Source organism: Streptomyces apocyni (genome assembly GCF_009739465.1).
Lineage (GTDB): Bacteria > Actinomycetota > Actinomycetes > Streptomycetales > Streptomycetaceae > Streptomyces > Streptomyces apocyni.
The window spans coordinates 1-24,443 of sequence record NZ_WHOM01000032.1 but is presented as its reverse complement, the minus strand read 5'-3'; the positions used below and the strand labels follow the sequence as shown (position 1 = coordinate 24,443).

29 protein-coding genes, 5 tRNA genes and 1 pseudogene are annotated in these 24,443 nt (G+C 69.5%); 13 read left to right on the top strand and 22 right to left on the bottom strand.

The genetic code is table 11. The annotated features are described in order from the left end of the window. Window positions 1-86: 86 nt before the first annotated feature. The 6 genes from GCN81_RS32650 to rpmB form a co-directional block, all read right to left on the bottom strand. Window positions 87-221, bottom strand: coding sequence for a hypothetical protein (locus tag GCN81_RS32650; protein WP_267904546.1), 135 nt, complete (start codon window positions 219-221; stop codon window positions 87-89). Between the two features lie 213 nt (window positions 222-434). Then, on the bottom strand, window positions 435-809 hold the full coding sequence (locus GCN81_RS00295) for a DUF2283 domain-containing protein (RefSeq protein ID WP_156721342.1): 375 nt from the start codon (window positions 807-809) through the stop codon (window positions 435-437). Then, on the bottom strand, window positions 802-1,044 hold the full coding sequence (locus tag GCN81_RS32940; protein ID WP_156721341.1) for a DUF4258 domain-containing protein: 243 nt from the start codon (window positions 1,042-1,044) through the stop codon (window positions 802-804). The genes GCN81_RS00295 and GCN81_RS32940 overlap by 8 nt, the downstream gene beginning before the upstream one ends. After that, a complete protein-coding gene (locus GCN81_RS00285; RefSeq protein WP_156721340.1) occupies window positions 1,044-1,457 on the bottom strand; it encodes a DUF6941 family protein in 414 nt (137 codons plus the stop codon). The genes GCN81_RS32940 and GCN81_RS00285 overlap by 1 nt, the downstream gene beginning before the upstream one ends. A gap of 290 nt (window positions 1,458-1,747) precedes the next feature. Next, window positions 1,748-2,614, bottom strand: coding sequence for a bifunctional DNA-formamidopyrimidine glycosylase/DNA-(apurinic or apyrimidinic site) lyase (gene mutM, locus GCN81_RS00280; protein ID WP_156721339.1), 867 nt, complete (start codon window positions 2,612-2,614; stop codon window positions 1,748-1,750). 102 nt (window positions 2,615-2,716) lie between these two features. Further along, the gene (rpmB, locus tag GCN81_RS00275; protein ID WP_016642993.1) at window positions 2,717-2,902 is read right to left on the bottom strand and encodes a 50S ribosomal protein L28; all 186 of its coding nucleotides are present in this window, start codon (window positions 2,900-2,902) and stop codon (window positions 2,717-2,719) included. Window positions 2,903-3,131: 229 nt separating this feature from the next. On the opposite strand from rpmB, the gene GCN81_RS00270 reads away from it, so the two are divergent. From GCN81_RS00270 to rnc, 8 genes are all read left to right on the top strand, one after another. After that, on the top strand, window positions 3,132-4,838 hold the full coding sequence (locus GCN81_RS00270; RefSeq protein ID WP_156721338.1) for a DAK2 domain-containing protein: 1,707 nt from the start codon (window positions 3,132-3,134) through the stop codon (window positions 4,836-4,838). Window positions 4,839-4,899: 61 nt separating this feature from the next. Beyond that, entirely contained in the window at window positions 4,900-7,152 is a 2,253-nt protein-coding gene (gene recG / locus GCN81_RS00265) for an ATP-dependent DNA helicase RecG (protein WP_156721337.1), read from the top strand. Window positions 7,153-7,260: 108 nt separating this feature from the next. Then, entirely contained in the window at window positions 7,261-7,857 is a 597-nt protein-coding gene (gene rsmD / locus GCN81_RS00260) for a 16S rRNA (guanine(966)-N(2))-methyltransferase RsmD (RefSeq protein WP_156721336.1), read from the top strand. After that, window positions 7,854-8,363, top strand: a complete 510-nt coding sequence (coaD, locus tag GCN81_RS00255; protein WP_156721335.1) for a pantetheine-phosphate adenylyltransferase — start codon at window positions 7,854-7,856, stop codon at window positions 8,361-8,363. Before rsmD ends, coaD begins: the two co-directional genes overlap by 4 nt. Window positions 8,364-8,449: 86 nt before the next feature. Next, entirely contained in the window at window positions 8,450-9,523 is a 1,074-nt protein-coding gene (locus tag GCN81_RS00250; RefSeq protein WP_156721334.1) for a cell division initiation protein, read from the top strand. A gap of 180 nt (window positions 9,524-9,703) precedes the next feature. Beyond that, the gene (locus GCN81_RS00245; protein ID WP_156721333.1) at window positions 9,704-10,342 is read left to right on the top strand and encodes a YceD family protein; all 639 of its coding nucleotides are present in this window, start codon (window positions 9,704-9,706) and stop codon (window positions 10,340-10,342) included. Window positions 10,343-10,344: 2 nt separating this feature from the next. Continuing rightward, on the top strand, window positions 10,345-10,518 hold the full coding sequence (rpmF, locus tag GCN81_RS00240; RefSeq protein ID WP_030361955.1) for a 50S ribosomal protein L32: 174 nt from the start codon (window positions 10,345-10,347) through the stop codon (window positions 10,516-10,518). A 19-nt stretch (window positions 10,519-10,537) separates the two neighbouring features. Beyond that, window positions 10,538-11,347, top strand: coding sequence for a ribonuclease III (gene rnc, locus GCN81_RS00235; protein ID WP_156721332.1), 810 nt, complete (start codon window positions 10,538-10,540; stop codon window positions 11,345-11,347). Window positions 11,348-11,677: 330 nt separating this feature from the next. Here the strand turns inward: rnc and thiD are convergent, their stop codons facing one another. Both thiD and GCN81_RS00225 read right to left on the bottom strand, forming a co-directional pair. Then, window positions 11,678-12,496, bottom strand: coding sequence for a bifunctional hydroxymethylpyrimidine kinase/phosphomethylpyrimidine kinase (gene thiD / locus GCN81_RS00230; RefSeq protein WP_156721331.1), 819 nt, complete (start codon window positions 12,494-12,496; stop codon window positions 11,678-11,680). Window position 12,497: 1 nt separating this feature from the next. Then, window positions 12,498-13,463, bottom strand: coding sequence for a thiamine-phosphate kinase (locus GCN81_RS00225; protein WP_156721330.1), 966 nt, complete (start codon window positions 13,461-13,463; stop codon window positions 12,498-12,500). A 212-nt stretch (window positions 13,464-13,675) separates the two neighbouring features. On the opposite strand from GCN81_RS00225, the gene GCN81_RS00220 reads away from it, so the two are divergent. Further along, entirely contained in the window at window positions 13,676-13,909 is a 234-nt protein-coding gene (locus tag GCN81_RS00220; RefSeq protein ID WP_156721329.1) for an Lrp/AsnC family transcriptional regulator, read from the top strand. A 20-nt stretch (window positions 13,910-13,929) separates the two neighbouring features. Continuing rightward, window positions 13,930-14,415 carry a DUF3515 domain-containing protein gene (locus GCN81_RS00215; protein WP_156721328.1) on the top strand — a complete coding sequence of 162 codons (486 nt, stop codon included), beginning with the start codon at window positions 13,930-13,932 and terminating at the stop codon, window positions 14,413-14,415. 18 nt (window positions 14,416-14,433) lie between these two features. On the opposite strand, the gene GCN81_RS00210 is transcribed toward GCN81_RS00215, so the two are convergent. Genes GCN81_RS00210 through GCN81_RS00200 form a run of 3 tightly spaced genes read right to left on the bottom strand, consistent with a single transcriptional unit; the run spans window position 14,434 to window position 17,460 of the window. After that, window positions 14,434-15,606, bottom strand: a complete 1,173-nt coding sequence (locus GCN81_RS00210; protein ID WP_156721327.1) for a D-alanine--D-alanine ligase family protein — start codon at window positions 15,604-15,606, stop codon at window positions 14,434-14,436. 34 nt (window positions 15,607-15,640) lie between these two features. Further along, on the bottom strand, window positions 15,641-16,651 hold the full coding sequence (locus GCN81_RS00205; RefSeq protein ID WP_156721326.1) for an NAD(P)H-dependent glycerol-3-phosphate dehydrogenase: 1,011 nt from the start codon (window positions 16,649-16,651) through the stop codon (window positions 15,641-15,643). Next, complete coding sequence (locus tag GCN81_RS00200; RefSeq protein ID WP_156721325.1) at window positions 16,648-17,460, bottom strand: lysophospholipid acyltransferase family protein; 813 nt, start codon at window positions 17,458-17,460, stop codon at window positions 16,648-16,650. Before GCN81_RS00200 ends, GCN81_RS00205 begins: the two co-directional genes overlap by 4 nt. A 144-nt stretch (window positions 17,461-17,604) precedes the next feature. On the opposite strand from GCN81_RS00200, the gene cofC reads away from it, so the two are divergent. Then, complete coding sequence (cofC, locus tag GCN81_RS00195) at window positions 17,605-18,267, top strand: 2-phospho-L-lactate guanylyltransferase (RefSeq protein ID WP_156721324.1); 663 nt, start codon at window positions 17,605-17,607, stop codon at window positions 18,265-18,267. Between the two features lie 42 nt (window positions 18,268-18,309). Next, the gene (locus GCN81_RS00190; RefSeq protein WP_156721323.1) at window positions 18,310-18,525 is read left to right on the top strand and encodes a hypothetical protein; all 216 of its coding nucleotides are present in this window, start codon (window positions 18,310-18,312) and stop codon (window positions 18,523-18,525) included. Between the two features lie 138 nt (window positions 18,526-18,663). Here the strand turns inward: GCN81_RS00190 and GCN81_RS00185 are convergent, their stop codons facing one another. The 4 genes from GCN81_RS00185 to leuC all read right to left on the bottom strand — a co-directional run bounded on the left by GCN81_RS00185 (window position 18,664) and on the right by leuC (window position 21,975). Then, on the bottom strand, window positions 18,664-19,302 hold the full coding sequence (locus tag GCN81_RS00185; RefSeq protein WP_156721322.1) for an HU family DNA-binding protein: 639 nt from the start codon (window positions 19,300-19,302) through the stop codon (window positions 18,664-18,666). A 123-nt stretch (window positions 19,303-19,425) separates the two neighbouring features. Then, the gene (locus GCN81_RS00180; RefSeq protein WP_156721321.1) at window positions 19,426-19,671 is read right to left on the bottom strand and encodes an SCO5555 family protein; all 246 of its coding nucleotides are present in this window, start codon (window positions 19,669-19,671) and stop codon (window positions 19,426-19,428) included. Window positions 19,672-19,945: 274 nt separating this feature from the next. Beyond that, window positions 19,946-20,539 carry a 3-isopropylmalate dehydratase small subunit gene (gene leuD / locus GCN81_RS00175; RefSeq protein ID WP_156721390.1) on the bottom strand — a complete coding sequence of 198 codons (594 nt, stop codon included), beginning with the start codon at window positions 20,537-20,539 and terminating at the stop codon, window positions 19,946-19,948. A gap of 8 nt (window positions 20,540-20,547) precedes the next feature. Then, window positions 20,548-21,975, bottom strand: a complete 1,428-nt coding sequence (gene leuC / locus GCN81_RS00170) for a 3-isopropylmalate dehydratase large subunit (protein WP_156721320.1) — start codon at window positions 21,973-21,975, stop codon at window positions 20,548-20,550. Between the two features lie 185 nt (window positions 21,976-22,160). Between leuC and ndgR the strand changes: the two genes are divergently transcribed. Further along, window positions 22,161-22,877 carry an IclR family transcriptional regulator NdgR gene (ndgR, locus tag GCN81_RS00165; protein ID WP_156721319.1) on the top strand — a complete coding sequence of 239 codons (717 nt, stop codon included), beginning with the start codon at window positions 22,161-22,163 and terminating at the stop codon, window positions 22,875-22,877. A 125-nt stretch (window positions 22,878-23,002) separates the two neighbouring features. On the opposite strand, the gene GCN81_RS00160 is transcribed toward ndgR, so the two are convergent. The 7 genes and pseudogenes from GCN81_RS00160 to GCN81_RS00130 all read right to left on the bottom strand — a co-directional run. Beyond that, window positions 23,003-23,075: transfer RNA gene (locus tag GCN81_RS00160), tRNA-Glu, on the bottom strand. A gap of 20 nt (window positions 23,076-23,095) precedes the next feature. Next, window positions 23,096-23,167: transfer RNA gene (locus tag GCN81_RS00155), tRNA-Gln, on the bottom strand. A gap of 18 nt (window positions 23,168-23,185) precedes the next feature. Continuing rightward, a tRNA-Glu gene (locus GCN81_RS00150) sits at window positions 23,186-23,258 on the bottom strand. Window positions 23,259-23,343: 85 nt separating this feature from the next. Next, window positions 23,344-23,416, bottom strand: a tRNA-Glu gene (locus tag GCN81_RS00145). A gap of 21 nt (window positions 23,417-23,437) precedes the next feature. Next, window positions 23,438-23,509, bottom strand: a tRNA-Gln gene (locus GCN81_RS00140). Window positions 23,510-23,788: 279 nt separating this feature from the next. Continuing rightward, window positions 23,789-24,367: a GTP-binding protein gene (locus GCN81_RS00135; RefSeq protein WP_156721318.1), complete on the bottom strand. Its 579-nt coding sequence runs from the start codon at window positions 24,365-24,367 to the stop codon at window positions 23,789-23,791. After that, window positions 24,348-24,443: pseudogene (locus GCN81_RS00130) on the bottom strand (DUF742 domain-containing protein); the annotation flags it as partial. The gene GCN81_RS00135 and the pseudogene GCN81_RS00130, both read right to left, overlap by 20 nt.

Here is a 24,443-nt window from a genome sequence, read left to right as displayed (position 1 = left end):
CGCGAGCCTCCTCCTGTCGCTTGGACATGTAGCGTCGGAGCAAGTCATCGATGCGTACTTGAAGGGGCTCCCGAAGCTCGCTTTGATCAGGCAGCAGCGAGGATGTCGAGCTCTCTCTTGATCTCCTCCGCCGCATGCCCGGTCGTGCGGCGGCTCTGGATGTACAGACCCGCTAGACCTGAGACAGCGACGACGGCCGCAGCAAGTGGCTGGTAGTTCATGACCGGATGATGACACCCTCAGGCAGCCGCGTAACCGCCGACTAGGCTCGACCCGGCAAGAGGGGTCCGGCTACCCACAAAGGGGGAAGAAGGCTGCTTGCTGAGCAGCACGCACTAGGCGCGAACCCCACTGCCCGTTAGAAACGAGTAACCCCTAACCATCTCACCTGGTCAGGGGTTGTTTCGTCCAGCTACCTATGCCATCAACAGAGCTCAGTGGCACTCTGTGAGCCTTGGCTGGGTGGACGCACGGAGTACTCCGTAGGTCGCGCGGGGGGCTAGCTGCTGAGCAGCCTTTCGCTCAGCGACCTGCCTCTCCCAGTCGGCGACGACATTGAGCGCAGGCGACAGGAGATCCAGAACGGAGGACGGGATGTGATACTGCCCAGCAAGGCGAGCGCGCAGCTCTGCGTCGAGGTTGACGGAGAGCGTGAGCAGCTCAATCCCTAGAACCATTCCGTACCGGTCCAGGTCGATCGCGATCTCAGGCGTGAACTCGTCGGTCCTGTCTACCTGGCCCTGGCTAAGTTCGACGTAGGCCAGGTCGACGGAGGGCTCAATCTCGATGCGAACCATGGGCTCAGACATCACTCACTCCTTCCCAAGCCACGCTCTTGATGATCTTGTCGGACATTGGCCCTTGGTCTGGCACTACCCACACCTTGAGTATGCCGCCGTTGAGGCCAGGGCCGCGATACCGGATGCTCGGTTCAGGGGTGCACTTCCTCTCAATGAAGTTACCCAAGGCGTGCTCAACATCACTCTTCGTTACACTTCTTTGCTGCATGCGCCTCTGTGCGTGGCGAGTGTACGTCAGTCGCATTAGGCATCGGCCTGTCCCGTGGCCGACTGCAACTCGACGGTGAACGATGCGTCTTGTCGCTCCTCGCCATTGACCGTCACCTCAAAGGTGTACAGGCCTTCTGCTACGACGGGAAGCCCAAAAGTGGCCGCAAAGATGACACCTACGTGGCCTAGATGAGGTTTGGCGTCTACGGGTGGCCTTACCGTGCTGGCGATAGCTAGCCCCCTGCCCTGTGGTGGACGCACGGCGACACTGAGCTGCGCCTCTGACTCTCCCTCGTCGAGGAGCACGCGCGCCGCGCATCCCAATGACAGTTGGCCTGGTAGCGCGTCGACGGCGACCCTGTCGAACCCCGCCCCCACCACAGTAAGCAGCCCACCCGCGTCGACGCGGGCGTACTCAGCAAGCAAGAAGTACTGCAATCGAGCCATGCCAACCTCCGGAAGCCCAAGATAGGGGAGCCGCTACACTGCGGCGCACCGTTTGCGCGTACTGCCACAAGGGCGAATCACCCTAACGCGCACAGGGGGCTGCCGAGTCGTCGACACGGGCCGTCCCTGGGCCGTCCGACAGTGGCCAACGGTGACAGACGACAACCGCAGCCCACCGTCATTCCGTAGGTCGGGCTACCGATCACCAACAAGTTCCCAGGTCAGCGAGGCTCCGCGTCACTTCTTCGGGTTCTGACGCCTAGAACGCCTCCTGGGGGCGCGGCGCACGCCTACTGCGGGCGCGGCGGGCGCTGGCAGCGCGGGCAGTAGTAGCTGGAGCGGTTCATCCAAGGGCGGCGGCGCATGGGAGTGCCGCAGCGGCGGCAGGGTTCGTCCTCGCGCCCGTACGCGTCCAGGGACCGCTCGAAGTACCCGGACTCGCCGTTCACATTGACGTAGAGGCTGTCGAAGCTGGTGCCGCCGACGGCGAGTGCGTCGTTCATCACGTCCCGGATGTGTCCCAGGAGCTCCGTGGTCTTGGGGCGGGTGAGGGTGGCCGTGGGGCGTTCGTAGTGCAGCTTGGTACGCCACAGGGCCTCGTCCGCGTAGATGTTGCCGACCCCACTGATCAGTGACTGGTCGAGCAGGGCGCGCTTGACCGTGGTGCGGCGGCGGCGCAGGGCGGTGTGGAACGCGGCGTCGTCGAACTTCGGGTCGAGCGGGTCGCGCGCGATGTGGGCGATCACGTCCGGGAGGCCGTCCGGGGTGTTCTCGTGCAGCGAGAGCCCGCCGAAGGTGCGCTGGTCGACGAAGCGCAGTTCGGTGCCGAGGTCGTCGGTGAAGCCGACCCTGATCCGCAGATGCCGCTCGTCCGCCGTGTCCGTCGGCTGGACCAGCAGCTGGCCGCTCATGCCGAGGTGGGCGAGCACGGAACACCCAGGGGCCGCGGAGTCCCCGAGCGGCAGCCAGAGGTACTTGCCACGGCGCTGGACGGAGCCGACACGGTGTCCGGTGAGCCGGGCCGCGAAGTCCACGCCGCCCGCCGGGTGACGGCGTACGGCGCGCGGGTGCAGCACCTGCACGTCGGCGACGGTCCGTCCGCTGACCCAGGCTTCGAGTCCGCGGCGTACGACCTCGACCTCGGGCAGCTCGGGCACAGTAGCTCCTGGGGGTTGGGGAGTGAGTAACAGAACAGCCGGCCCACCCTGGGGTGGACCGGCTGTTCAGCAACCAGGCAAGTGGCCGCGCTTAGCGTTGCGTCAGCGCGAGACCTTCCCGGCCTTGATGCACGAGGTGCAGGCGTTGAGCCGCTTCGGCGTCCCACTGACCACGGCACGCACGCGCTGGATGTTCGGGTTCCAGCGACGGGGCGTACGGCGGTGCGAGTGCGAGATGTTGTTGCCGAAGCCCGGCCCCTTGCCGCAGACGTCGCAGTTGGCAGCCACGGGACACTCCAAAGACTTCAGATGCTCTTACGGTTAAACCCGGCATGCCGGGTTCAGTGATCTGAAGTGGCGGTGCCAGGGGGTGACCCGATATCTATCGGGCAACCGGAGCAGCATACAACGACCGCTTCGGTAGAACGAAACTACCATGGTCAGCTCGCCCCCCGCCCCGGGCACCCTGCCCACCGAGAACTACCCTGCGGAGCAAAACCGCAGCTAGGAGGCCCAGGTGCCGCAGTTGCTCGACGCCGTCGTGGTGCGCACCTGGTGTGGTCTCGCCCTGGACGCGTTGGGGCGGGCCCGCGAGGAGATCGACGCGATCAACGTCTATCCGGTCGCGGACTCGGACACCGGTACGAACCTCTACCTGACGGTGGAGTCGGCGGCGCAGGCGGTCGAGGCCGTGTTCGCCGGGCACGAGGCGGCCGGGTCGGCCGAGGGCCCTTCGGCGGCTGAGGCCATGCGCGCGATGGCGCATGGCGCGCTGATCGGGGCGCGCGGCAACTCGGGCACGATCCTGGCTCAGCTGCTGCGGGGCATGGCTCAGGTGGTGTCCACCGAGAGCGACGCGGCGCGGCCTGTCGTGGGCGGGGAGCTGCTCGGAATCGCGCTGCGGCGGGCCGCGGACTCCGGATACCAGGCCGTCGCGCACCCGGTCGAGGGGACGGTCCTCACGGTGGCCACCGCCGCGGCCGACGCGGCGACCCAGGGCGCCGACGGCGACTGCGCCACGGCCGCGCGGGCGGCGTACGACGGGGCGCGTACCGCGCTGGCCAGGACCCCGGGGCAGCTGGCCGTGCTGGAGCGGGCGGGTGTCGTGGACGCGGGCGGGCAGGGTCTGGTGGCCGTGCTGGGAGCGCTGGTGGAGGCGCTGTCGGGGCAGGCGCCACCCGCACCCCCACGGCAGATACGCGGCTACGCGCGCGTGCGGCAGGCTGAGCGTACGGACGTCGGGGCAGCCGCGGCGTCGGCTCACCTGGTGGACTGTGCGGCCGACGCGGTGCCCGCAGGGAGCGGGCCCGCGTTCGAGGTGATCTATCTGCTGGAGGCCGACGACCCGGCCGTCGACCGGCTGCGCGGCCGCCTGGACGCGCTGGGCGACTCCCTGGTCGTGGTCGGCGGCGACGGGCTGTGGAACGTCCATGTGCATGTCGACGACGCGGGCGCCGCCGTCGAGGCGGGCGTCGAGGCGGGGCGCCCGTACCGCATCAGGATCACGCACTTCGGGGCCCAGGACGCGCACAGCACGGGCTTCACACCGCCACGGGAGCGGGTGCGGCGCGCGGTCGTCGCCGTGGTCCAGGGGGAAGGGCTTGCCGGTCTGTACGCCGAGGCCGGGGCCACCACGGTGCTCGCGCGTCCCGGCGAGCCGCCCGCGAGTGGTGAGGTCGTCGACGCCGTCCGCCGCGCCCACGCGCGCGAGGTGGTGCTACTGCCCAACGACGGGACCCTGCGGCACACCGTCGCGGCCGCCGCGGAACAGGCCCGTACGGACGGTGTACGGGTCGCGCTCATCCCGACCCGGTCCGCGGTACAGGGCATCGCGGCGCTCGCCGTACACGAGCCGGACCGCCGCTTCGACGAGGACGTGGTCTCCATGACCTCGGCCGCGGGCGCGACCCGCTACGCCGAACTGGCCGTCGCCGAGCGGCAGTCCTGGACGATGGCCGGGATCTGCCAGGCCGGTGATGTCCTGGGGCTCATCGACGGGGATGTCGCCGTGATCGGCGCGGACCTCCCGGACATCGCCACGACCGTGCTGGACCGGATGCTCGCGGCGGGCGGCGAGATGGTCACCCTAGTGCTCGGTGACGAAGTGCCCGACGCTGTCGCGGTGCGGCTGGAGGACCACGTACGCGAGGCGCATCTGGCGGTCGACACGGTCGTCTACCGCGGCGGGCGGCAGTCGCCGCTGCTCCTCATCGGAGTGGAATAACACTCCGCGCATCGGAGGGTTTTCTACAGGCGGACCGTGTCTGTCACTGCCGTGGTGTGCAATGGAACATGTGCCCGCGCTAGAAGAACCGCTGAAGAAACTGCTCGGCCCCGCCACCGCGAAGGTCATGGCCGAGCACCTCGACCTGCACACCGTCGGCGATCTGCTGCATCACTACCCGCGGCGGTACGCGGAGCGTGGTGAGCTGACCCGCCTCGCCGAGCTGCCGATGGACGAGCATGTGACCGTGGTCGCCCAGGTCGCGAGCGCCCGGGTGCTGAAGTTCAACCACGGCAGGGGCCAGCGCCTGGAGGTCGTGATCACCGACGGCAGTGGCCAGCTCCAGCTCGTGTTCTTCGGCCGTGGCATCCACAAGCCGCACAAGGACCTGCTGCCGGGCACCCGCGCGATGTTCGCGGGCAAGGTCTCCGCCTTCCAGCGCAAGCTCCAGCTCGCCCACCCCGCCTACGAGGTCCTGCGCGGCGGTGACGGTGGCGAGGGCGGCGAGGGTGCGGACGCGGCGGCGGTCGGCTCCTGGGCCGGGGCCCTGATCCCGATCTACCCGGCCACCGCGAAGCTGGAGTCCTGGAAGCTGGCCAAGGCGGTCGACGCGGTGCTGCCCAGCGCCCAGGAGGCCGTGGACCCGCTGCCACCCGCGCTGCGGGACGGCCGGGGGCTGGTGCCGCTCCCCGAGGCCCTGCTGAAAATCCACCGCCCGCACAGCAAGACGGATATCGCCGACGCCAGGGCCCGCCTGAAGTGGGACGAGGCCTTCGTGCTCCAGGTGGCGCTGGCCCGGCGCCGGTTCGCGGAGACCCAGCTGCCCGCCGTGGCGCGCAGGCCCCAGCCGGGCGGCCTGCTGGACGCGTTCGACGCGAAGCTGCCCTTCACCCTCACCGAGGGCCAGCAGAAGGTCTCCGGCGAGATCTTCGACGACCTCGCCACCGAGCATCCGATGCACCGGCTGCTCCAGGGCGAGGTCGGTTCGGGCAAGACGCTGGTGGCGCTGCGCGCGATGCTCACGGTGGTGGACGCGGGCGGGCAGGCCGCGATGCTCGCGCCGACCGAGGTGCTCGCGCAGCAGCACCACCGCTCGATCGTCGAGATGATGGGCGAGCTAGCGGAAGGGGGAATGTTGGGCGGTGCCGAGCAGGGCACCAAGGTGGTGCTGTTGACCGGCTCGATGGGGGTGGCCGCCCGCCGTCAGGCGCTGCTTGACCTGGTCACCGGTGAGGCCGGGATCGTCATCGGCACCCATGCCCTGATCGAGGACAAGGTCCAGTTCCACGATCTGGGCCTGGTCGTCGTCGACGAACAGCACCGCTTCGGCGTTGAGCAGCGCGACGCGCTGCGCTCCAAGGGCAAGCAGCCCCCGCACCTGCTGGTGATGACGGCGACCCCGATCCCGCGCACGGTGGCGATGACCGTCTTCGGTGACCTGGAGACCTCGGTCCTGGACCAGTTGCCCGCGGGCCGCTCGCCGATCGCCAGCCATGTCGTACCGGCCCAGGACAAGCCACACTTCCTGGCGCGGGCCTGGGAGCGGGTGCGCGAGGAGGTGAACAAAGGGCACCAGGCGTACGTCGTGTGCCCGCGAATCGGCGACGGCGAGGAGAACGGAACGGAGCCGAAGAAGAAGTCCGCCGAAGGCGACGGCGCGGCCGAGGCCGGAGCCGGAGCCGGAGCCGAGGCCGAGAAGCGGCCGCCGCTGGCCGTGCTGGACGTGGCCGAGCAGCTCGCCCAGGGGCCGCTGCGGGGGCTGCGCGTCGAGGTGCTGCACGGCAGGATGCCGCCGGACGACAAGGACGCGGTGATGCGCCGGTTCGCCGCGGGCGAGGTCGACGTTTTGGTGGCGACGACGGTCATCGAGGTCGGGGTGAACGTCCCCAACGCCACCGCGATGGTGATCATGGACGCGGACCGGTTCGGCGTCTCCCAGCTGCACCAGTTGCGCGGCCGGGTCGGCCGAGGCGCGGCCCCCGGACTGTGTCTGCTGGTCAGCGAGATGCCGGAGGCCAGCCCCGCGCGGGCCAGGCTCGGCGCGGTGGCCGCGACACTGGACGGCTTCGAGCTGTCCCGGATCGACCTCGAGCAGCGCCGCGAGGGCGATGTGCTGGGCCAGGCCCAGTCCGGCGTCCGCTCCTCGCTGCGGGTGCTGGCGGTCATCGAGGACGAGGAGGTGATCGCCGAGGCCCGGGCGGAGGCGGTAACGCTCGTCGCGGACGATCCCGACCTCGAGCGGTATCCGGAGCTGCGTACGGCGCTGGACGCGCTCGTCGACAAGAACCGGGAGGACTACCTGGAGAAGGGCTGACGCACTCTGCTTGTCGCCTCCACCCGGGCCTGACCGGGACTGGCCGGGTCCATTCGGCCCGTACGCCATATCGTGGGGTGACCGCATCACCGAGCCCGAAGGACGCAGATGACCCGCGTGATCGCCGGAAGCGCCGGCGGGCGCCGCCTGTCCGTACCCCCGGGGACCGGCACCCGCCCCACCTCCGACCGCGCGCGCGAGGGCCTGTTCTCGACGTGGCAGTCGCTGCTCGGTGGCCCGCTGGACGGCGAGCGGGTACTCGACCTGTACGGCGGTTCGGGCGCCGTCGGCCTGGAGGCGCTGTCGCGCGGCGCGAGCCACGCCCTGCTCGTCGAGGCCGACGCCAAGGCCGTCCGTACGATCCGCGAGAACGTCCGCTCGCTCGGCCTGCCCGGCGCCGAGGTCAGGGCCGCCAAGGCGGCCCAGGTGATCGCGGCACCGCCCGCCGGCGACCCGTACGACCTGGTTTTCCTCGATCCTCCCTACGCCGTGACCGACGACGATCTTCGGGAGATCCTGCTCACACTCCGCACTCAGGGCTGGCTAGCCGCCGATGCGCTCGTCACCGTGGAACGCAGCACCAGAGGCGGCGAGTTCCACTGGCCGGACGGCTTCGCACCACTGAGGTCCCGACGCTACGGCGAGGGCACATTTTGGTACGGTCGCGCCGCCTCTACCTGCGACAACGCAGAGACCGCACCATGACCGGACCGGAGAGCGAGGGACTTCAGTTGCGCCGCGCCGTCTGTCCGGGGTCATACGACCCCGTCACCAATGGACATCTCGACATCATCTCCCGCGCGTCCAAGCTGTATGACGCCGTGCATGTGGTGGTGATGATCAACCAGTCCAAGCAGGGCCTGTTCACGGTCGACGAGCGGATCGACCTGCTCCGCCAGGTCACCGCCGCCTACGGCAACGTCCAGGTGGAGCCGTTCCACGGCCTGCTGGTCGACTACTGCAAGCAGCGCGACATCCCGGCCATCGTCAAGGGTCTGCGCGCGGTCAGCGACTTCGACTACGAGCTGCAGATGGCCCAGATGAACAACGGCCTCTCGGGCGTCGAGACGCTGTTCGTCCCGACCAACCCCACCTACAGCTTCCTCTCCTCCTCACTCGTGAAGGAGGTCGCGGCCTGGGGCGGGGACGTGTCCCACCTGGTGCCGCCGGAGGTCCTCGACGCGCTCACCAAGCGTCTCGCGAAAGACTGAACCCGGGCCTGCGCGGCAGGCGCTGGAGCTAAGGTCGACTTGTCAGGCTCCAAGCAGGCACCCAGGCAGAGAGTGGCGAGCACCCCGTGGACGTGCAGAAGAAGCTCGACGACATCGTCGGGGCGGTCAAGGGCGCCAAGTCCATGCCGATGTCGGCCTCATGCGTGATCAACCGCGCCGAGCTGCTGTCGATGCTCGAAGAGGTACGGGAGGCGCTGCCCGGCTCCCTCGCCCAGGCCAGGGAAGTCATCGGTGACCGGGAGCAGGTCGTGGAGCGGGCCCGCCAGGAGGCGGGCCGGATCATCGAGGCGGCCCGCGCCGAGCGTGGCTCGCTGATCTCCGACACGGCGGTCGCCCGGCAGTCCCAGGAGGAGAGCGAGCGCATCCTCGCCCAGGCCCGCCAGGAGGCCGACGAGATCCGCGCCGAAGCCGACGACTACGTCGACTCCAAGCTGGCCAACTTCGAGGTCGTCCTCAACAAGACCCTCGGCTCGGTCGGCCGCGGCCGCGAGAAGCTCCTGGGCACCGGCGCGGGCCTGACCGAGCAGGGCTACGAGGACCCGGACTTCACCGAGGCCCCCGAGCGCAGCCACGACCCCGAGACGCTACGCCGACGGGCCGATGAGTACGTCGACGTCAAGCTGGGCGCCTTCGAGGCGGTGCTGGCCAAGACCCTGGACGCGGTCGGCCGTGGCCGCCAGACCCTGCACGGCCGGATGGCCAGCGACGGCCTGGGCGAGCAGCCCACCGACGCGCTGACAGGCGAGCACACCAGCGACGCCGACTACCTCGCCGAACTCGCCGAGCCGCCCACGGCACCGACCCAGCCGCCGCCGTACGCACCGCAGCAGGAGCAGTACGGATACCCCCAGCACCCCGAGCACCCCCAGCACGACCCGTACGCCTACCAGCAGCAGAGCCAGCACCAGAGCCAGCACCAGCCGTACGGTCACCAGCAGGAGCAGTACGGCTATGCGCAGCAGGAGCAGTACGGCGGCCAGCGGGACCCGTACGGATACCCACAGCAGGGCTACGCCCCAGCAGCAGCCGCGGCCACACCGGAACCGTCGGCGCTCGACGAGACGAGCCTCTTCGACACCAGCATGATCAGCATGGACCAGCTACGCCAGTACGAACAGGACCGTCGGCAGAACCCCTGACCGGTCCCCGCCGCCTGCGCCGAGGCACCGGATTGGGCCGACGGCGAAAGGTCCAGTATCCTGGCTCTTCGGTCGCGCATACGCCCGCGATCACGGCTGCCCACTCATCGTGAGAACTCATCCAAGCGCTCACGAGGTCGGCCTCTTCTCGACTTACATGATCCGAAAGCAGGAAACGCCCTGAGTACGCGCCTCGACCACCGCAACCCTCTCGTGTTCGACACACACGAGTTGGGTCGGCGTCCTGGTGCGCTCCAGCGGCTGACCCGCACCGTCCGGGCCCCCAAGGACTTCGGTCTCCAGGGGGTCATCGGGACGCCGGAAGGCGAACCGGTGGAGCTTGAGCTGCGGCTTGAGTCGGTCATGGAAGGGGTGCTTGTCACAGGCACCGCCCGTGCACGGGTCGAGGGGGAGTGCGTAAGGTGTCTGGAGCCGCTCGAGCGAGAGCTCGTCGCGGACTTCCAGGAAATGTTCTCGTACCCTGACGCCGATGACCGGGGCCGCAGCAAGCAGGCGGAGCCGGCCGACGACGCCGAGGACGAGGACATGACCCCCCTCGAGGACGGCATGTTCGACCTCGAGCCCGTGCTGCGTGATGCGGTGGTGCTCGCACTGCCGATGCAGCCGGTGTGCCAGGACGACTGCCCGGGTCTGTGCTCCCAGTGTGGAGTGCGGCTCGCGGACGACCCGGACCACCACCATGACGCCGTCGACATTCGTTGGGCGGCACTGCAGGGACTCGCCGGTTCGCTCCAGGACGGCGAGAAAGACAAGAAGAGCGGCGCCGAAGCGGGCGTCGACGAAGAGCAGGAGAAGTAGCCGTGGCTGTTCCGAAGCGGAAGATGTCGCGCAGCAACACGCGCCACCGCCGGTCGCAGTGGAAGGCTGCGGTCCCCACCCTGGTTTCGTGTGAGCGGTGCCAGGAGCCCAAGCTGCAGCACATCGCGTGCCCCGCTTGTGGCACGTACAACAAGCGCCAGGTCCTCGAGGTCTGAGCGGCTGGTGAGAGGCACGATGTCTGAACCGTCGAACGCTAAAAAGCAGGCGGACAACACGGCCTCGTCCCACACGCTTCTGGAAGGGCGGCTCGGGTACCACCTCGAGTCCGCCCTTCTGGTGCGTGCGCTGACCCATCGTTCGTACGCATACGAGAACGGCGGTCTGCCCACCAACGAGCGGCTCGAATTCCTCGGGGATTCAGTGCTCGGCCTGGTGGTCACGGACACGCTGTACCGCACCCACCCCGACCTGCCCGAAGGCCAGCTGGCCAAGTTGCGGGCCGCGGTGGTCAACTCGCGTGCGCTGGCGGAGGTGGGCCGCGGCCTGGACCTCGGTGCCTTCATCCGGCTTGGCCGGGGCGAAGAGGGCACGGGCGGCAGGGACAAGGCGTCCATCCTCGCCGACACCCTTGAAGCGGTGATCGGCGCTGTCTACCTCGACCAGGGTCTCGACGTGGCCTCCGAACTGGTGCATCGCCTGTTCGACCCGCTGATCGAGAAGTCGTCGAGTCTGGGCGCGGGCCTGGACTGGAAGACCAGTCTCCAGGAGCTCACCGCGACCGAGGGGCTCGGGGTTCCCGAGTACCTGGTCACGGAGACGGGCCCGGACCACGAGAAGACCTTCACCGCTGCTGCCCGCGTCGGGGGCGTCTCGTACGGCACCGGCACCGGCCGCAGCAAGAAGGAAGCGGAGCAGCAGGCCGCGGAGTCCGCCTGGCGCGCCATTCGCGCCGCCGCGGACGAGCGCGCGGAGGCGGCCAAGGCCGCCGATTCCGCGGTGGAGGGGGCGGCCGCCGACACCGCCTCCGACACGGCACCCGCCTGACTGACTGACGCCTGACCGCACATGCCCGCCGGGGAACTCTCCCGGCGGGCATGTGTGCGTCACGCGGGCAAACACGCGCATACGGCGCTGAGCGCGAGCCCGGCTGACGGGGTCGGGCGCGGACCGGGCGCGCCCTCAGGCCGCAGGCGCGACGCCTAGCGCGGCGAGGCGGGCGTGGTCCCGCCGGGCCGCGGGCGCGAAACCGACGGGCGAGAACGCGGCGGAGGGCACGCGCGGACCGCCCACCGAACCGCGCCGCCGAGCGCGCACTCCGTGTGTACCGGACAACCCCACGCCGCGCCCCCTCGCACACAGGCGGCGCTGGCCGCCCTACGCGCCCCTGAACCGCCAGCCGTGGTCCACCGGGCCGATGCCCGCGCCGAGCGCGAACCCGGCGGCGATCGCCCCGGTGACGTACTCCTTGGCGGCCTTCGCCGCCTCCGGGACCGTCAGCCCCTTGGCGAGGCCCGCGGCGATCGCGCTGGCCAGGGTGCAGCCCGTGCCATGCGTGTGGCGGTTGTCGTGGCGGGGCGCGCGCAGCCAGTGTTCTTCGGAGCCGTCGGTGAGCAGGTCCACCGCGTCCCCCGCGAGATGGCCGCCCTTGATCAGCGCCCAGCGCGGCCCGTACCCGAGCACCGCGTCGGCCGCCCGCCGCAGGTCGTCCTCGGAGGCGACCCGTACGCCAGTGAGCTGGGCGACCTCGTCGAGGTTCGGCGTCGCCACGGTCGCGGCGGGCAGCAGGGCGCTGCGTACGGAGTCGAGGGCGGACGCGGCCAGCAGCGGGTCACCGTGCTTCGAGACGCCCACCGGGTCGACCACCGTCGGCGCGTCCGTGCCAGCGAGCAACTCCGCGACCGTCTCGACCAGTTCGGCCGAGGACAGCATCCCGGTCTTGACGGCGTGCACCCCGATGTCGTCCACGACGCTGCGGTACTGCGCCCGCACCGCCTCGACCGGCAGCTCCCACGCGCCCTGCACACCAAGGGAGTTCTGCGCGGTGACGGCGGTGAGCACGCTCATGCCGTGCGTGCCGAGCGCCAGCATCGTCTTCAGATCGGCCTGAATGCCCGCGCCGCCACCGGAGTCGGACCCGGCGACGGTCAGCACCAGAGGCGGAGCACCGGTCGCATCAGTCGCGTCGCGGGTCATCTCAGTCCTCGATCTCGCCGAAGTGGTCCCAGCCGCCCTTGCTGGTCCACGGCGCCCCGTCGACGGTCACCTGGGGCAGCGCCGAGGGATGGAGTACCTCGCCGATCACCTTCCAGCGGGCGGGCAGCTTCACGTCCGGCGGGAACGTCGCGACGATCGCGTGGTCCTCTCCCCCGGTGAGCACCCACTGCATCGGGTCGATGCCGACGGCCTGCGCGATGTCGTTCATCTGCGAGGGGACGTCGATGCTGCCGGACTTCACATCGATCCGGACCTTGCTCGCCTCGGCGATATGCCCGAGGTCGGCGATCAGTCCGTCACTCACGTCGGCCATCGCGCTGGCGCCGAGCCCGGCCGCGGCGGGTCCCGCGTGATACGGCGGCTCCGGCCTGCGGTGCGCCTCCACGAAGGCCCGCGGCGAGCGGAAGCCGCGCGAGAGCACCGCGTATCCGGCGGCCGACCAGCCCAACCAGCCCGTGTACGCGACGACATCGCCCGGCTGGGCGCCCGCCCGGGTCACCGGTTCGTGGTTGCGCAGATCACCGAGCGCGGTGATCGACACGGTGATGGTGTCGCCCCGCGTGACATCACCGCCGACCACGGCCGCGCCCGCGACCTGGCACTCGTCGCGCAGCCCGTCCATCAGCTCGGTGGCCCAGGTGACCGGCAGCTCGGCCGGGACCACCAGGCCAAGCAGCAGCGCGGTCGGTACGGCGCCCATCGCGGCGATGTCCGCGAGGTTCTGCGCGGCCGCTTTTCGGCCCACGTCGTACGCCGTGGACCAGTCACGGCGGAAGTGGCGCCCTTCGAGCAGGATGTCCGTACTGGCCACCACCCTGCGGTCGGGCGCGGCCACGACCGCGGCGTCGTCGCCGGGGCCAAGGCGTACCGCCGGAGTCGTGGTGAGCCGGGAGGTGAGCTCCCTGATCAGCCCGAACTCTCCGAGCTCTCCGACGGTGCCCTTCATTGGTGTACCCCTTCTGCGCCAGTCCGCTTGCGGTCGCGGGCCACTGTGGCCACGGGTACCGTCAACAGACAGGTCGAATTCGTCAACTTCGGTTGTCCACACGCCATACTCTCCGCGCCACAGGGCCCGCGGGTCTCCCCGCGACGTGCGACGACGCGATACCGTGGCGTCTCTTTCCCCCACATGATCCTCGTGGCCGCCCTGGAGGTTCCGTGGTACAGGCGTACATCCTGATTCAGACCGAGGTAGGCAAGGCGTCGACCGTTGCCGAGCTCATTGGCCAGATTCCCGGAGTGATCCAGGCTGAGGACGTGACCGGTCCCTACGACGTCATCGTGCGCGCTCAAGCCGACACGGTCGATGAACTTGGCCGTATGGTGGTCGCGAAAGTCCAGCAAGTGGACGGTATTACTCGCACGCTGACCTGCCCGGTCGTGCACTTGTAACCCCCGTCTACCCTTGGCCGGTGAAGATTTTCCGTCGCCGGCTCAGCCTGCTGCCCGCCCTCGGCCTGCTGCTCGCCGCCGTGGGCTGCTCGTCCGCGGACGACACGCCGTCGGCCGCCGTTCCCTCGCCCGGTTCACGGTCCGCCGCGGCCTGCCGTGACCTGCACGGCGAGCTGCCGCGGCAGCTGGACGGTCTCGACCGCGCCGACCCCACGCCCCGCTCCGAACTGACCGCGGCCTGGGGAGGCTCGGCGATCATACTGCGCTGCGGTGTCCCCCGCCCTGACCGGATGAGTGACGAGAGCGCGGACGGCGTCGAGGTGAACGGCGTCGGCTGGCTGCTGGAGCGGCAGGGCGGCGGGGGCTTCCGGCTCACCAGCACGCTGCGCGAGGCGTATATCGAGGTCACGCTCGACAAGAAGCGGGCCGAGGCCGGTGGCCTCGGCCCGCTCACGGACCTCGCGGGGCCCATCAAGAAGACGGTGCCGGAGGGAATCGCGGGCTGACCCGCGCGGGCCCAAGCGCTAGCGCAGCCCGGTGGGGCGGCGCAGAGCCGCCTGGAGGAGGCGGTCCACCAGTTCCGCGTAGCCGACGCCGCTCTCCTGCCACATCCGCGGGTACATCGAGATGGGGGTGAAGCCCGGCATGGTGTTGATCTCGTTGATCACGAACTGGCCGTCATCGGTGAGGAAGAAGTCCGCGCGTACGAGCCCCTCGCAGGCCGCTGCCTCGAAGGCCTCGACCGCCAGCCGCTGTACGTCGGCGGTCTGCTCGGCGGTGAGCGGCGCGGGCACGATGCCGGACGCCGAGTCGATGTACTTGGCCTCGAAGTCGTAGAAGGCGTGGTCGGAGACCGGCGGGATCTCGGCCGGCAGGCTGGCCCGCGGCCCGTCCTCGAACTCCAGCACACCGCACTCGATCTCGCGTCCCCGCAGCAGCGCCTCGACCAGGATCTTCGGGTCGTGCCGCTGGGCCTCCTCGATCGCCTCGTCCAGGCCTTCGAAGGACTCCACCTTGGTGATGCCGATCGAGGACCCGGCCCGCGCGGGCTTCACGAAGAGCGGCCAGCCGTGCTCACCGGCGAACTCGACGATCTTCTTGCGGGCCATGTCACGGTCCTCGGCCCACTCGCGGGGGCGGATCACCACGTACGGGCCGACCCGCAGCCCGAAGGAGGTGAACACCCGCTTCATGTACTCCTTGTCCTGGCCGACGGCCGAGGCCAGCACGCCCGAGCCGACGTACGGCGTCCCGGACAGCTCCAGCAGGCCCTGGAGGGTGCCGTCCTCGCCGTACGGGCCGTGCAGGACGGGGAAGACGACGTCGACCTCGCCGAGCGCCTTGGGCACCGAGCCCGGCTCGGCGTACACCACTTCGCGGTTGCCGGGGTCGACGGGGAGCACCACGCCGCCTTCGGCGGACTCGGCGAGCTGGTCCACGTCCGGCAGGGCGCGGTCGGTGATGGCCATCCGCTCGGGGTCGTCCGTGGTCAGCGCCCAGCGGCCGTCGCGGGTGATGCCGATCGGCAGGACGTCGTACTTCGTACGGTCGATGGCCCGCATGACGGCGCCGGCCGTGACGACCGAGATGCCGTGCTCGGAGCTGCGGCCGCCGAACACGACGGCGACACGCGGCTTGCTGGGCTCCCCTCCGGGCGAGGAGGGAACCGGGCTCTGGGGGGAGGTCTCGCTGCTCATATCAGGCTGAGCGTACCTGCTGGTAGAACGAGAGTCAGCGTCGCTCGGCCTTGGCACTGCGGGACATCAGCTCCTTGAGCGCGACCACCGGCGGCTTGCCCTCGTGCACGATGCCGACCACGGTCTCGGTGATGGGCATGTCGACGCCGTAGCGGCGGCCCAGCTCCAGTACGGACTCACAGGACTTGACGCCTTCGGCGGTCTGCTTGGTGACCGCGATGGTCTCCTCGAGCGTCATGCCCTTGCCGAGGTTGGTGCCGAAGGTGTGGTTGCGCGACAGCGGCGAGGAGCAGGTGGCCACCAGGTCGCCGAGGCCCGCGAGTCCGGAGAAGGTCAGCGGGTCGGCGCCCATGGCGAGGCCGAGCCGGGTGGTCTCGGCCAGGCCCCGGGTGATCAGCGAGCCCTTGGTGTTGTCGCCGAGGCCCATACCGTCGGCGATGCCCACGGCGAGACCGATGACGTTCTTGACGGCTCCGCCGAGTTCGCAGCCCACCACGTCGGTGTTGGTGTACGGGCGGAAGTACGGGGTGTGGCAGGCGGCCTGGAGGCGCTGGGCGACGGCTTCGTCGCGGCAGGCGACCACGGCGGCGGCGGGCTGCCTGGCGGCGATCTCGCGGGCCAGGTTGGGTCCGGTGACGACGGCGACGCGTTCGGCGGCCGCCTTGGTGACGTCCTCGATGACCTCGCTCATCCGCATCGCGGAGCCCAGTTCGACGCCCTTCATCAGGGAGACCAGGACGGTGTCGGGGGCCAGCAGCGGCGCCCACGCGGCGAGGTTGCCGCGGAGCGTCTGGGAGGGCACCGCGAGCACGGTGAAGTCCGCGTCTCTGGCGGCGTCGGCGGGGTCCGTGGTGGCCCGGATGTTCTCCGGCAGTTCCACGCCGGGAAGGTAGTCGGGGTTCCGCCGGGTGGAGTTGACGGCGTCGATCAGCTCCGCGCGGCGGCCCCACAGGGTCACCTCGCAGCCCGCGTCGGCGAGCACCATGCCAAAGGCCGTACCCCAGGAACCTGTGCCGAAGACAGCTGCCTTCACCGGCCGTGTCACTTCTCGTCCTCCAAGGACTTACTGCGATCTGACGTACTGAGGTCGGACGGGCTGCGGTCGGACCCGCTGCGGTCCACGGCCTTGAGCCGCTGTTCGATGCGCGCCTGGCGCGGGTCATAGGGCGTCGGCGGTGCCTTCTCGCCGCGAAGTTCCTCCAGGAGTTCGGTGACGGCGGCCATGATGAGCTCCGTCACCTCCTTGAGGACCTCCGGCGTGGGCTCCTGGTCGTAGTACCGCGTGAGGTCGACCGGCGCTCCGGCCCGTACCCGGAACGTCTTACGCGGGAAGAGCCGGAACTTCTTCTCCCTGGCGTACGGCGGCATCGCGAGGTGCGCGCCCCACTGGGCCACCGGCACCACCGGGCACTTGGTACGCAACGCGACCCGGGCGACTCCGGTCTTGGCGGCCATCGGCCAGAGCTCGGGGTCGCGGGTGAGGGTGCCCTCGGGGTAGAAGGCGACGCACTCGCCTCTCTCGATGGCGTCGAGTGCGGCGCGGAAGGAGTCCAGGGCGTTGGTGCTCTCGCGGTAGACCGGGATCTGGCCGGTACGGCGGATCATTGTGCCGACAAAGCCGTCCTTGAAAAGGCTGTCCTTCGCCAGGAAACGCGGTACCCGTCCGGTGTTGTACTGGAAGTGCCCGTACGCGAGGGGGTCGAGATACGAGTTGTGATTGACCGCGGTGATAAATCCGCCAGCGGCCGGAATGTGCTCCATTCCATGCCAGTCCCGCTTGAACAGAACCACAAGCGGCGGTTTTGCGATGACCGCCGCCAGGCGGTACCAGAAGCCGATTCTGCGGCGGGACACTCGGACACCTTCCTCTACGGGCCTACTGCGCTGGTGCGCCGCACAAGTGTCGCCCCAGGCCAACCGTCTGTCGAGAACGTAAGAGAACACCGTACGCCCGCCACTCTCCCCCGGACTCCCCCGCGGCAGGCCAGAATGGGCCTGATGCGCATCGATGTCGACCAGCCCGTGGTCTCCGCGTGGACGCTGGTCATACCCCTGAAGCCCTTGCCGCGGGCCAAGAGCAGGCTCGCTGACACGGCGGGCGACGGTCTGCGCCCCTCGCTGGCGCTCGCCTTCGCCCAGGACACCGTGGCCGCCGTGGTGGCCTGCTGGGCGGTACGGGATGTGGTGGTCGTCACGGATGACGCGCGGGCCGCGGCGGAGCTGGGGGCGCTCGGGGCCCGGATCGTGCGGGATGAGCCCGCAGGGGGGCTGAACGCCGCTCTGGCGCACGGAGCGCGCAGCGCGCGAGCGGTACGGCCAGCGAGTGCTGTGGCGGCCCTGAACGCCGATCTGCCGGCGTTGCGGTCGGCGGAACTGGGCCAGGTGCTCGGCGCCGCCGCGGCTTTTCCGCGGGCTTTTCTGGCCGATGCCGCGGGAATCGGGACCACCCTGCTGACCGCCGCGCCTGGCGTGGAATTGCGGCCGCTTTTCGGCGGGGCCTCCCGTGCCCGGCATCTGGCGTCCGGGGCCACCGAACTCTTGACGCCCGATGTGGACTCGGTCCGCCAGGACGTGGACACCGGCGCCGACCTCGACGCCGCCCGCCGCCTCGGTCTGGGGCCCCGCACGTCGCACGCCAGCCGTGCACTGCGGCCCGCCTGAGACCAGCGATGAGGGCGCGGTCCGCCCGATAGGCTGCGGGGCATGCAGGCGACCTCGTACACATACGATCCCGAGACCCGCTGCGGCAGTGTGCTACTGGACGACGGCACCCCGGTGCCGTTCGACGCCGCGGCGTTCGACGCGGGCGGGCTGTTGTTGCTGCGGGTCGGGCAGCGGGTCCGTATCGAGATCGACGAGGACGCGACGGGGGCGGGCGACGTCCCGCGGATCACGCTGGTGACGCTCCAGACCCTCTGAAGTCCCGCGCGGGCTTGCTCACGCACGCGGGCCGGGTTCCCCGTGGGGAGCCCGGCCCGGCGCGTGAGAAGCCCAGTAAGCCCAGTTAAGCCCAGTAGGCCCAGCGAGCTCGGTGAGCCCAGTAAGCCTTGGCCTCGCCTACTTCTTCCTGGCGGTGGTCTTCTTGGCGGTGGTCTTGCGCGCCGTGGACTTCTTCGCGGGCGCCTTCTTCGCTGTGGCCTTCTTGGCGGGGGCGGTCTTCTTGGCGGTGGCCTTCTTGGCGGGAGCCGCCTTCTTGGCCGTGGTCTTCTTCGCCGTCGCCGTCTTGGCCGTGGTCTTCTTCGCCGTGGTCTTCTTGGCGGTGGCCTTCTTGGCGGTGGCCTTCTTGGCGGGAGCCGCCTTCTTGGCCGTGGCCTTCTTCGCCGTCGCCTTCTTGGCGGCGGCCTTGGCGGTGGTCTTGGTACCACCCGAAAGGCTGCCCTTGGGCGCCTTCTTGACCGCGACATCGTGCTTCGGGAGCTTCTTCGAGCCGCTCACCAGGTCCTTGAAGCCCTGTCCCGCCCGGAAGCGGGGCACCGAGGTCTTCTTGACCCGGACGCGCTCGCCGGTCTGCGGGTTACGGGCGTACCGAGCCGGCCGGTCGACCTTCTCGAACGAACCGAAGCCGGTGACCGAGACACGGTCTCCGGCGACGACCGCGCGGACGATGGCGTCGAGTACGGCGTCGACCGCGTCAGCGGCCTGCTGACGCCCACCGAGCTTGTCGGCAATCGCTTCTACGAGCTGCGCCTTGTTCACGTCTTCCCCTTCGGAGACATTGCCCGAACGTATTGTTCAGGCTTTTCGCACGTTAGGCAGATGTATACCGCAAATCAAACACGAAACGGGCTAATCACCCTTGTGCCGCAACGAACTCGACGGTCACTCGGGTCCATCGGCGGAGGGATCTTGGGGAAAACGACCCTCGTCGATGTCCTTCATCAACCGGTCCAGTCGCCTTGCCGCATCAGCGAGATCGTGTTTGGCCGCGGCCGTTACGACCAGCAGCTTCCGGGTCAGCGCCATCCGTACGCCCTCCGGGACTTGCAGTGCGCGCACGGTGGCGTGCGCTTCTTTCAGCCGGTCAGCGACTAGGCCGTAGAGCTCAAGTTGGCTGTCGCGTTCCATGCACCGATTGTGCCATCTGAGTTGAGTTGTCGCCCCACGAGGCCTCAGCGTGCCGCCCAAATGGGGCGATCGGGCCCTGCGGAGCGGCTAAGTCGACCCGGGACGACGCCCTCATCGGGGTGGCCGAAAATCGCCCAACTCATCGTAGGCCAGGAAGGGTTGTCACGGGCCACTGGCGGGGCCGGAAAACGCCGAACCGCGGTCTGCGTGCAGACCGCGGTTCGGATGGTTCGGAGGGAGCGGGTGGTTCAGATGGCGCAAGCGGGTCGTGAGGTCAGGCCTGCACGGTGCTCGGCTTGTGCGCGGGCCGACCCGACTCGTAGGTCGCGATGTCGGCCTCGTTCTGCAGCGTGATGCTGATGTCGTCCAGGCCGTTCAGCAGCCGCCAGCGGGCGTTCTCGTCCAGCTCGAAGTCGGCGGTGACGCCTTCGGCGCGCACCTGCCGGTCCTGCAGGTCGACGGTGATCTCGGCCGTGGGGTCGGCCTCGACGAGCGCCCACAGCTCGTCCACGGTCTCCTGCGGCAGAACCACCGTCAGCAGGCCGTTCTTGAGCGAGTTGCCCCGGAAGATGTCCGCGAACCGCGAGGAGATGACGGTCTTGAAGCCGTAGTTCTGCAGCGCCCAGACCGCGTGCTCGCGGGACGACCCGGTACCGAAGTCAGGACCGGCCACCAGGACTGTGGCGCCCTCGTACTCGGGGCGGTTGAGCACGAACTCCGGGTCCTTGCGCCAGGCCTCGAAGAGCCCGTCCTCGAAACCGTCGCGGGTGACCTTCTTCAGCCAGTGGGCCGGGATGATCTGGTCGGTGTCGACGTTCGAGCGGCGCAGCGGGACGGCCCGCCCGGTGTGGGTGGTGAATGCTTCCATGGCCATGGTTATCGGGCTCCGGCGGTCACGGGGGTGTCGGACAGGTCGGCCGGCGAAGCCAGGTGGCCCAGGACGGCGGTGGCCGCGGCGACCTGCGGCGAGACCAGGTGGGTACGGCCGCCCTTGCCCTGCCTGCCTTCGAAGTTGCGGTTGGAGGTGGAGGCGGAGCGCTCACCGGGTGCCAGCTGGTCGGGGTTCATGCCCAGACACATCGAGCAACCCGCGTGCCGCCATTCGGCCCCCGCGGCGGTGAAGACCTTGTCCAGGCCTTCCTCGACGGCCTGCAGGGCGACCCGGACGGATCCCGGTACGACCAGCATCCGTACACCGTCGGCGACTTTGCGGCCGCCGACGATGGCGGCGGCGGCCCGCAGGTCCTCGATCCGGCCGTTGGTGCAGGAGCCGACGAAGACGGTGTCGACGTTGATGTCGCGCAGCGGCTGACCGGCTTCCAGGCCCATGTACTCCAGGGCCTTCTCGGCCGCCAGGCGCTCCGAAGCGTCTTCGTACGAAGCCGGGTCGGGGACCGACGACGAGAGCGGCGCGCCCTGGCCGGGGTTGGTGCCCCAGGTGACGAACGGCGCGAGCGAGGTAGCGTCGATGACGACCTCGGCGTCGAAGACGGCGTCGTCGTCGGACTTCAGGGTCTTCCAGTACGCGACGGCGGCGTCGAAGTCGGCGCCCTGCGGGGCGTGCGGACGGCCCTCGATGTAGTCGAAGGTGGTCTGGTCGGGGGCGATCATGCCCGCGCGGGCACCGGCCTCGATCGACATGTTGCAGATGGTCATCCGGGCCTCCATCGAGAGCTTCTCGATGGCGGAGCCGCGGTATTCGAGGATGTAGCCCTGGCCGCCGCCGGTGCCGATCTTGGCGATGATGGCCAGGATCAGGTCCTTGGCGGTGACGTCGTCGGCCAGTTCGCCCTCGACGGTGATGGCCATGGTCTTGGGGCGGGCCAGCGGCAGCGTCTGGGTGGCCAGCACATGCTCGACCTGCGAGGTGCCGATGCCGAACGCCAGCGCGCCGAAGGCGCCGTGGGTGGACGTGTGCGAGTCGCCGCAGACCACCGTGGTGCCGGGCTGGGTCAGGCCGAGCTGCGGTCCCACGACGTGGACGACGCCCTGCTCGACGTCGCCGAGCGGGTGCAGCCGTACGCCGAAGTCCGCGCAGTTCTTCCGCAGGGTCTCCAGCTGGGCGCGGGAGACCGGGTCCGCGATCGGCTTGTCGATGTCGAGCGTCGGGGTGTTGTGGTCCTCGGTGGCGATGGTCAGATCCAGGCGCCGCACCGGGCGGCCGGCCTGCCGCAGGCCGTCGAAGGCCTGGGGGCTCGTCACCTCGTGCAGCAGGTGCAGATCGATGAAGAGAAGGTCGGGCTCGCCCTCGGCGCGCCGGACGACATGGTCGTCCCAGACCTTTTCCGCGAGTGTCCTACCCATCGCTTTCCCTTCGGCCGACGTGATGTCTCGGCCCCACTAGAGAGGTGAACGCCCGACGCCCGTAGCCCTGGTACCGGGCGTGCGACGCCGTTGCCCGTTGGTTGGCGGGCGCTGTCCGTACAGGGTGACAAGTTCACCGGAAAATTGAACTTGCGTTTCACAGAGTGAGACGCGAATATCGTTGCATGGACAACTCTAGCGGCGTAGGCGTTCTCGACAAGGCAGCCCTTGTCTTGGGCGCCCTGGAGTCCGGTCCGGCCACCCTCGCGGGGCTGGTCGCGGCCACGGGACTCGCACGACCCACGGCACATCGCCTCGCCGTGGCACTGGAACACCACCGGATGGTGGCGAGGGACATGCAGGGCCGGTTCATCCTGGGCCCCCGGCTGGCCGAGCTGGCCGCTGCGGCGGGCGAGGACCGCCTGCTGGCGACGGCTGGCCCCGTACTGACCCATCTTCGCGACGTGACCGGCGAGAGCGCCCAGCTCTACCGCCGCCAGGGCGACATGCGCATCTGCGTCGCCGCGGCGGAGCGCCTGTCCGGACTGCGGGACACGGTGCCGGTCGGCTCCACGCTGACCATGAAGGCCGGTTCGTCGGCGCAGATCCTGATGGCCTGGGAGGAGCCGGAGCGGCTGCACCGCGGCCTTCAGGGCGCCCGCTTCACGGCGACCGCGCTGTCCGGCGTACGGCGTCGTGGCTGGGCACAGTCGATCGGCGAGCGGGAGCCGGGCGTGGCCTCGGTCTCGGCGCCGGTGCGCGGTCCGTCGAACCGCGTGGTCGCCGCCGTCTCGGTCTCCGGACCGATTGAGCGGCTGACCCGGCATCCGGGCCGGATGCACGCCCAGGCGATCATCGACGCGGCGGGACGGCTCTCCGAGGCCCTGCGCCGTACCGGCTGACCTTCAGGGCATGTGGCGGAGCCGCCTCAACGCCGCGGCGAGCTCCGTTACGTGCCCTGCTCGATCGGAAGTTGACCCAACGTCGAAGAGGCCCTTCCCGTACGGGAAGGGCCTCTTCGATGACGTACCCCCGACCGGATTCGAACCGGCGCTACCGCCTTGAGAGGGCGGCGTGCTAGGCCGCTACACAACGGGGGCCTGCCTGCATTATTACTGCGCTGGGCTACCAGGACTCGAACCTAGAACAACGGAACCAGAAACCGTCGTGTTGCCAATTACACCATAGCCCACTGGTCTAGACCAGCAAGTACCCCCGACCGGATTCGAACCGGCGCTACCGCCTTGAGAGGGCGGCGTGCTAGGCCGCTACACAACGGGGGCCCTAGCGATCCCCACCCGACAGGAGCCGGATGGATGTCACCGCAGACCACCGGGTGCGACCCAGGTGATCCACAGGATGGATCTGTACCCCCGACCGGATTCGAACCGGCGCTACTGCCTTGAGAGGGCAGCGTGCTAGGCCGCTACACAACGGGGGCGTTGCAGATGAGCTCTGCGAGCTGGCCTACCAGGACTCGAACCTAGACTAACGGAACCAGAAACCGTCGTGCTGCCAATTACACCATAGGCCACCAAAACACAACCCCCGGAGGAGATTTTGTTCGGCTTGCGCTTCCCGCCTGACCTTTCGGCCCGGTGGGCGGCGCAGAAAGAACATTACCCGAAGGTGGACGGCACTCCAAAACGGGTATCCCCGCACCGCACTTCACGCCACGGCCAAACCCCGCCACCCGGACCGGGGACGGCGTCAACGGCCCGTACAGGCGCTCCCGGACAACGGCGAAGGGCCGCGCACCCGTAGCGGGTGAGCGGCCCTTTCGTGGCCTGTGGCGGCGACACCGCCACGGCTGCTAGCGCAGGCGTGCCATCAGGGCGTGCTCGACCAGCGTGATCAGGCCGCTCTTGGCGTCCGCGCGGTGCCGGGCGTCGGTGGTGATGATCGGGGTGTCCGGGCCGATCTGCAGGGCCTCACGCACCTCGTCCGGGCTGTACGGCTGGTGGCCGTCGAAGCCGTTCAGGGCGATCACGAACGGCAGACCGGAGTTCTCGAAGTAGTCCACCGCCGGGAAGCAGTCGGCGAGGCGGCGAGTGTCCACGAGGACGACGGCGCCGATGGCGCCCCGTACCAAGTCGTCCCACATGAACCAGAAACGGTCCTGACCCGGCGTACCGAACAGATACAGGATCAGGTCCTGGTCCAGCGTGATGCGGCCGAAGTCCATGGCGACGGTCGTCGTCGTCTTGTCCCCGGTGTGCGTGAGGTCGTCGATACCCGCCGAGGCTGACGTCATCACGGCCTCGGTGCGCAGCGGATTGATCTCCGAGACAGCGCCGACGAACGTGGTCTTGCCCACGCCGAAGCCGCCCGCCACCACGATCTTGGCGGATGTGGTGGAACGGCCTCCGCCGTCAGAGCTTGCGAAGTCCACTGAGCACCCTTTCGAGCAGTGTCACATCTGGCTGACCGCCGGCGTTCTCGTCGCCGCCGGGCTGGTGAATAGCGAC

What these genes read in the sequence shown, in the direction of transcription:
- leuD (WP_156721390.1), bottom strand. Translation starts at nt 20,539, where the DNA reads ATGGAAGCATTCACCACCCACACCGGGCGGGCCGTCCCGCTGCGCCGC.
- leuC (WP_156721320.1), bottom strand. Translation starts at nt 21,975, where the DNA reads ATGGGTAGGACACTCGCGGAAAAGGTCTGGGACGACCATGTCGTCCGG.
- GCN81_RS00190 (WP_156721323.1), top strand. Translation starts at nt 18,310, where the DNA reads ATGCAGGCGACCTCGTACACATACGATCCCGAGACCCGCTGCGGCAGT.
- coaD (WP_156721335.1), top strand. Translation starts at nt 7,854, where the DNA reads ATGACCGGACCGGAGAGCGAGGGACTTCAGTTGCGCCGCGCCGTCTGT.
- GCN81_RS00295 (WP_156721342.1), bottom strand. Translation starts at nt 809, where the DNA reads ATGTCTGAGCCCATGGTTCGCATCGAGATTGAGCCCTCCGTCGACCTG.
- thiD (WP_156721331.1), bottom strand. Translation starts at nt 12,496, where the DNA reads ATGACCCGCGACGCGACTGATGCGACCGGTGCTCCGCCTCTGGTGCTG.
- GCN81_RS00285 (WP_156721340.1), bottom strand. Translation starts at nt 1,457, where the DNA reads ATGGCTCGATTGCAGTACTTCTTGCTTGCTGAGTACGCCCGCGTCGAC.
- GCN81_RS32940 (WP_156721341.1), bottom strand. Translation starts at nt 1,044, where the DNA reads ATGCGACTGACGTACACTCGCCACGCACAGAGGCGCATGCAGCAAAGA.
- recG (WP_156721337.1), top strand. Translation starts at nt 4,900, where the DNA reads ATGGAACATGTGCCCGCGCTAGAAGAACCGCTGAAGAAACTGCTCGGC.
- GCN81_RS00180 (WP_156721321.1), bottom strand. Translation starts at nt 19,671, where the DNA reads ATGGAACGCGACAGCCAACTTGAGCTCTACGGCCTAGTCGCTGACCGG.
- GCN81_RS00225 (WP_156721330.1), bottom strand. Translation starts at nt 13,463, where the DNA reads ATGAAGGGCACCGTCGGAGAGCTCGGAGAGTTCGGGCTGATCAGGGAG.
- ndgR (WP_156721319.1), top strand. Translation starts at nt 22,161, where the DNA reads ATGGACAACTCTAGCGGCGTAGGCGTTCTCGACAAGGCAGCCCTTGTC.
- GCN81_RS00210 (WP_156721327.1), bottom strand. Translation starts at nt 15,606, where the DNA reads ATGAGCAGCGAGACCTCCCCCCAGAGCCCGGTTCCCTCCTCGCCCGGA.
- rsmD (WP_156721336.1), top strand. Translation starts at nt 7,261, where the DNA reads ATGACCCGCGTGATCGCCGGAAGCGCCGGCGGGCGCCGCCTGTCCGTA.
- rnc (WP_156721332.1), top strand. Translation starts at nt 10,538, where the DNA reads ATGTCTGAACCGTCGAACGCTAAAAAGCAGGCGGACAACACGGCCTCG.
- GCN81_RS32650 (WP_267904546.1), bottom strand. Translation starts at nt 221, where the DNA reads ATGAACTACCAGCCACTTGCTGCGGCCGTCGTCGCTGTCTCAGGTCTA.
- cofC (WP_156721324.1), top strand. Translation starts at nt 17,605, where the DNA reads ATGCGCATCGATGTCGACCAGCCCGTGGTCTCCGCGTGGACGCTGGTC.